This window comes from Candidatus Methylomirabilota bacterium (assembly GCA_036002485.1).
Taxonomy (GTDB): domain Bacteria; phylum Methylomirabilota; class Methylomirabilia; order Rokubacteriales; family CSP1-6; genus AR37.
This window is the reverse complement of the sequence record DASYTI010000181.1, coordinates 1-5,514: the sequence shown is the minus strand read 5'-3', so window position 1 is coordinate 5,514 and position 5,514 is coordinate 1. Positions and strand designations below refer to the sequence as shown.

The window sequence follows — 5,514 nt, the reverse complement described above, 5'->3', positions numbered from 1 at the left end:
GAGTCGCTGACGCTGCTCGTCGCTTAGATCCCCGCCGAGGAAAAGCTCGAGGTCGATGCTGTTGACCTTGCCCTCCCCGGCATCGCGGGTGAGGCGCGTCTCGATCCGGTCCACCGGCCAGCCCTTGCGCTCGGCATACAGCCGAACCGTGAGCACGGTTCAGGCGCCCAGCGCGGCCAGCAGCGTCTCCGATGGCGTCGGCCCGGAATCTTCCCCGCCGCTCGCCACGGGCTCGTCGACGAGGAGCCGATGGGGGCCGATCCGCGCTTCCACCTTCAGGTTGCCCAGCCAGGCCACTTCCACGTGTCGTGCCATGTCTTCTCCCTATGCTAGAATTCGCGCGTCATGCGCGCCCTCGTCATCGGCGGCACGGAATTCATCAGCCTCCATCTCGTCCAGGAGCTCCTCCGTCGCGGTCATGAGGTCACCGTCTTCAATCGCGGCACGCGGGCCGAGCGCCTCCCCGCGGGTGTCCAGGCCATCGCCGGCGATCGCAAGGATCACGCGGGCCTGCGCGAGCGGCTCAGGGGCCACCCCTTCGATGGTGTCTTCGACATCACCTATGCGCCGACTCTCGGAGAGGATGTGGCCGCCTTGGCCGCCTCCCTCGAGGGTCAGCCCCACATCATCTTCATCTCGACCGGCCGCGTGTACGACCATGGCCTGCCCATCCCCTACTCGGAGGATACGCCGCGCGGATTCTACTGGGGCGACTACGCGCGACACAAGATCGCCGCGGAGGATCTGCTCTTCCAGCGCTCCCGGACGGGTGGCGGACCCATCACCATCGTCCGGCCCACCCATGTCATGGGCCCGCTCAACACCCGGAACAACGAGACGTTTTTCATGGACCGGATCTGGCGTGGCCGGCCCGTGCTCGTCCCCGGGCATGGCGGCTGGCTGCGTCAGTTCGGCCACGTCGAGGATCTGGCCGTCGCCATGGCCGCCATGCTGGGCAATCCCAAGGCCTATGGCCAAGCCTACAACGTCATGGGCGAGGACACGGTCAGCCAGGTCGGCTTCGTGGAGCTCATCGCCGAAGCGATGAAGAAGCCCGTGACGTTTCGCCACTTTGACCCGGCGCTCCTCAAGAGCTTCGACAAGCCCGGTCCGGTCTTCGGCCAGAACCTCGTCTACGAGTGCCACGCCGTCCACACGACGACCAAGCTGCGCCAGGAGCTGGGCATCCGGCCGCGATACACGCTGGCCTCGGCCCTCGCTCACACCTGGGATTGGTATCAGCGCGTGGGGAGCCTGGACCGGGCGATGGATTTCTCCTTCGAGGACGTCATCCTATCCAAGATCGGCGCGTGACTGCCCGCTCCATCCTCGTCTATCACCCTGACCCCGGCGAGGCCGAGGCCTATGCCCGGCTCATCAAGCAGCCGCGCCCGCTCTTCGCGGTGCACGCGTGCGCGACCCCCGCCGCCGCCGAGCTCTACGTGGCGCATGCCGAGATCCTCTATGCCTGGGACTTCCCGCGCGAGCTCCTGCCGGAGGCGGGGCGCCTCCGATGGGTCCAGAACATGGGCGCGGGCGTCGAGCGCTTTCTCGTGCCCGAGCTGCCGAGGCAGGTGGCCCTCACGCGGGTGGCGGGCGTCTTCGGGCCCTGGATGGCCGAGTACGTGCTGGGCTGGTGTCTCTGGTTCACCCAGCGCACCGAGCTGTTCCGCGCCCAGCAGCGCGAGCGCCGGTGGAGCACGGCCGATCCCCTGCGCCTCTTCGGGGGGACGCTCTGCGTGGTGGGGCTCGGCGACATCGGGCGCACCATCGCGCGCTCGGCGCGCGCCTTTGGCATGCACGTGGTGGGGGTCAGCCAGAGCGGCAAGACAATGGCCGAGGCGGAGCGGGTCTACCGGGTGCGCGATCTCAAGAAGGCGCTCGCCGCCGCGGACTTCGTCGTCCTCACGGTGCCGCTCACCGAGACGACCCGGGGCCTGATCGGGTCGGCCGAGCTCGCCGCCATGAAGCCTTCCGCGTGGCTCGTCAATGTCGCGCGCGGCGCCATCGTGGACGAGGCCGCCCTCCTCGAAGCCCTCTGGGCGAATCGCCTGGGCGGCGCCGTGCTGGACGTCTTCTCCGAGGAGCCCCTGCCCGCGGGCCACCCCCTCTGGGAGTTCGACAATGTCGTGATCACGCCCCACATCTCCGGACCGAGCACGCCGGGCGAGATCGCTCCCCTCTTCAACGACAATCTCCGCCGCTATCTCGCCAAGCGCCCCCTCCGCTTCGTCGTCGACCGGAAGCGCGGGTACTAGACCCGCCGCCTCGAGGTGAGCCGATGACGCCGCCCATCTCCGCCGCCGACCCCTACCCGCGCCGGCGCGTCAGCATCCTCGACACCGAGATGGCTTACGTGGACACGGGCACGGGCGCGCCCGTGGTCTTCCTGCATGGCAATCCCACCTCGTCGTATCTCTGGCGCAACGTGATCCCGCTCGTCGAGCCCCATGGCCATTGCCTCGTCCCCGATCTCGTGGGCATGGGCGACTCCGGCAAGGCCCTCACCGGCGCCTACCGCTTCGCGGATCACGCGCGATACCTCGACGCCTGGTTCGAGACGCTCGGGCTCACGCGTGACGTCACCCTGGTCGTGCACGACTGGGGTTCGGCCCTCGGCTTTCACTGGGCCCATCGCCATCCCGATCGCGTGCGAGCGCTCGTCTACCTGGAGGCGATCGTGCGCCCGGTGAGCTGGGGCGAGTGGCCGGAGACGGCGCGCAAGGTCTTCCAGGCCATGCGCTCACCCGCCGGCGAGGAGATGGTCCTGGAGAAAAACCTCTTCGTGGAACGCATCCTCCCCGCCAGCGTGCTCCGCGGCCTCACCGAGGCGGAGATGACCGTGTACCGCCGCCCTTACCTCGAGCCCGGCGAGTCACGGCGGCCCACTCTCACCTGGCCGAGAGAAATCCCCATCGACGGCGAGCCCGCCGACGTTGTGGCCATCGTGGACGGGTATGCCCGGTGGCTGGCCACGAGCGATCGCCCCAAGCTCTTCATCAATGCCGATCCCGGCGTCATCCTGGTCGGAGCCCAGCGCGAGTCCTGCCGCGCGTGGCCGAACCAGCGGGAGATCACCGTCAAGGGCAGCCACTTCCTCCAGGAGGACTCGCCGGCGGAGATCGGCGAGGCCATCGTCGCCTTCCTCAAGGGGCTGGGCGGGGGACGATGAGGGCGTCGACGATGGCGTAGCCGCGCTCCTGGACGACGATCGGGTTGACGTCGATCTCGGCAATGGAGCCGCGCTCGGCCCACGCGAAGTCGGCGAGCGCGCTCAGGCAGCGGGCCAGAGCCGCCACGTCGCCTGGCGGCCGGCCGCGGTAGCCGCCGAGGAGGGTCCCGGCGCGAGTCTCCGCTATCATGGCCTCCGCGTCGCCGTCGCGCAGCGGCAGGGCGCGGAGAGCCACGTCGTCCAGCGCCTCCACGAGCACCCCACCCGCCCCGAAGGCCAGGATCGGCCCGAAGTCGGGATCGGTGCTCACCCCCGCGAAGACCTCGAGCCCGCCCAGGGCCACGGGCTGCACCAGGAAGCCCGCGATGCCCGCGCGCTGGCCCCTCTCCTCGAGCCGGCGATTCATGCGCTCGTAGGCGTCGACCAGCTGGGACTCGTCCTGTAGGCCGACGGCGACGAGGCCGAGCTCCGAGCGGTGCGGGATGTCATCGGAGACCACCTTCAGCACGACTGGATAGCCGAGGGTGGAGGCGGCCGCGCGAGCCTCGGCCAGCCCGGGGACAAGCCGCTCGTCGGGGATCGGCATGCCGGCCTCCGCGAGCAAACGCTTGGCATCGTGCTCGTGGATGCTGGCGCGCGGGCCGGCCGCGAGCATGGTGGCAAGCCTCCCGGAGCGGCGGGAGGCGGCCGGGCGCGCCGGCGGCGACACGCTCCAGCGTGCGAGACGATCGATGGCGCCGAGCCCCTGGCGCGTCCCGCCGATGACAGGGATATCGTGCTCGCGGAGAAAGGCCAGCACGTCGCGACGAAAGATGCCGGAGCGGGTCGTCATGTAGTAGAACGGCTTGGGCGAGCGGGCCGCGCCCTCGCTGACGATCCGGGCATAGGCCAGCAAGCGCTCCGGAGTGCCGAAGGGCTGGTCGTCGAAGCTGTCGCTGCAAAACACCACCACGTCGTAGCCCGGATCAGCGCCGAGGGCGGAGATGGCGCGGGGAAAGTTCGTGGCGTAGTCTCCGTTTCCCCAGGCATCCAGGGGATTGCCGTCGCCCGTGAGCGTGCCCAGCGCGTGTTGCATCTCGGCGCGCGAGGATGGGGGCAGCGGGGGGAGGTCGAGTCCGGCGGCGCTGGCCAGATCCAGGATCAGCTCAGCCTGACCGCCCGAGGCGGTCATCACCGCCACGCGCCGCCCTCGGGGCCAGCGCGCTCCCTGACAGCAGGCGAGCACCTCGGCCATCTCGTCCACGTCGCCCACCTCGATGGCGCGATGGGCGCGCAGCACGGTGGAGAAGACGCGCGCCTCGCCGGCCAGGCCGCCCGTGTGGCTGGTGATGGCGCTTCGTGCGCGCTCGGACCGGCCGACCTTCAGGACGACGACGGGCTTTCCCTGATCTGCCGCACGATCGAGGGCGGCCACGAAGCGGTCGGGTTGGCGCACTGTCTCGAGGAAGAGGGCGATGACCTTGGTGGCGGGGTCGTCGATCAGATACTCGAGGTAGTCCACGGCCGTGAGGACCGCTTCGTTGCCCGACGAGATCACGTGGCTGAAACCGAACCGCCGGCAATCGGCGAGAAGTCCGATGCAGAGGGAGCCGCTCTGCGAGATGAGACCGACATTGCCGGCGAGGAGGGTGGGATCGGCGAGGGTCTGGATGTAGACGAGGCTCCGCGCGTGTGGGCTGACCACGCCCATGCAGTTGGGCCCGCAGAGCGCGATGCCCGCCTCCCGGCAGATCGCCACCAGCTCCTCCTGGCGGCGTCGGCCTTCGTCGCCCCGCTCGGCGAATCCGCCATCGAAGATGATGGCGGCGCGCACGCCCCGCCGGGCGGCCGGGCGTATGTGCTCGAGCACCCGCGTGTGATTCACGCAGAGGGCGAGCACGTCGACGGCCTCCGGCAGATCGGCGATCGACGGGTAGCAGGTGCGCCCGAAGAGCGTCTCGTACTTCGGGTTCACGGGATAGATGGGCCCGGTAAAGCCGATGCGGTCCAGGCTCTCGATGACCATGCGGCCGGGGGACGGACGATCGGAAGCGCCGAGCACGGCCACCGAGCGAGGTCGGAGGAGGGGCGCGAGATCGATCGAGCGCGGTAGCGAGGGGCGGAGCGGCTCAGCGTCCATTGGCCGCAGCGCTGCCGCTGGTCGCGCCGCCCGGCGGGCAGATCATGGCAGGGAGGCTAGACTGGCCGGCACTCGCGGTCAAGGCTAGGGTGACGCCAAAGCCCCGGGGTCAGCATCGGCCCCGGGGCCCTGGGCTCCTTTGAGACCGCGATGTCGGCGCTACGGGGACTGCTTCTCGATATCCTTCACGAGGAAATCGGCCCGACGGTTCTTCTGCCAGCAC

At 69.7% G+C, this 5,514-nt stretch carries 5 protein-coding genes; 3 read left to right on the top strand and 2 right to left on the bottom strand.

From position 1 onward, the window contains the following. Window positions 1-159: 159 nt before the first annotated feature. Window positions 160-315, bottom strand: coding sequence for a hypothetical protein (locus VGT00_16920; GenBank protein ID HEV8533108.1), 156 nt, complete (start codon window positions 313-315; stop codon window positions 160-162). 30 nt (window positions 316-345) lie between these two features. Here VGT00_16920 and VGT00_16915 point away from each other — a divergent pair, with 30 nt between their 5' ends. From VGT00_16915 to VGT00_16905, 3 genes are read left to right on the top strand one after another with little or no spacing between them, the layout of a single operon-like run. Next, window positions 346-1,314, top strand: coding sequence for an NAD-dependent epimerase/dehydratase family protein (locus VGT00_16915; protein HEV8533107.1), 969 nt, complete (start codon window positions 346-348; stop codon window positions 1,312-1,314). After that, the gene (locus tag VGT00_16910; protein HEV8533106.1) at window positions 1,311-2,258 is read left to right on the top strand and encodes a D-2-hydroxyacid dehydrogenase; all 948 of its coding nucleotides are present in this window, start codon (window positions 1,311-1,313) and stop codon (window positions 2,256-2,258) included. Before VGT00_16915 ends, VGT00_16910 begins: the two co-directional genes overlap by 4 nt. Window positions 2,259-2,281: 23 nt before the next feature. Further along, window positions 2,282-3,172, top strand: coding sequence for a haloalkane dehalogenase (locus tag VGT00_16905; protein ID HEV8533105.1), 891 nt, complete (start codon window positions 2,282-2,284; stop codon window positions 3,170-3,172). Here VGT00_16905 and VGT00_16900 read toward each other — a convergent pair. Next, window positions 3,147-5,291, bottom strand: coding sequence for an acetate--CoA ligase family protein (locus VGT00_16900; GenBank protein ID HEV8533104.1), 2,145 nt, complete (start codon window positions 5,289-5,291; stop codon window positions 3,147-3,149). The genes VGT00_16905 and VGT00_16900 overlap by 26 nt on opposite strands. Window positions 5,292-5,514 lie beyond the last annotated feature (223 nt).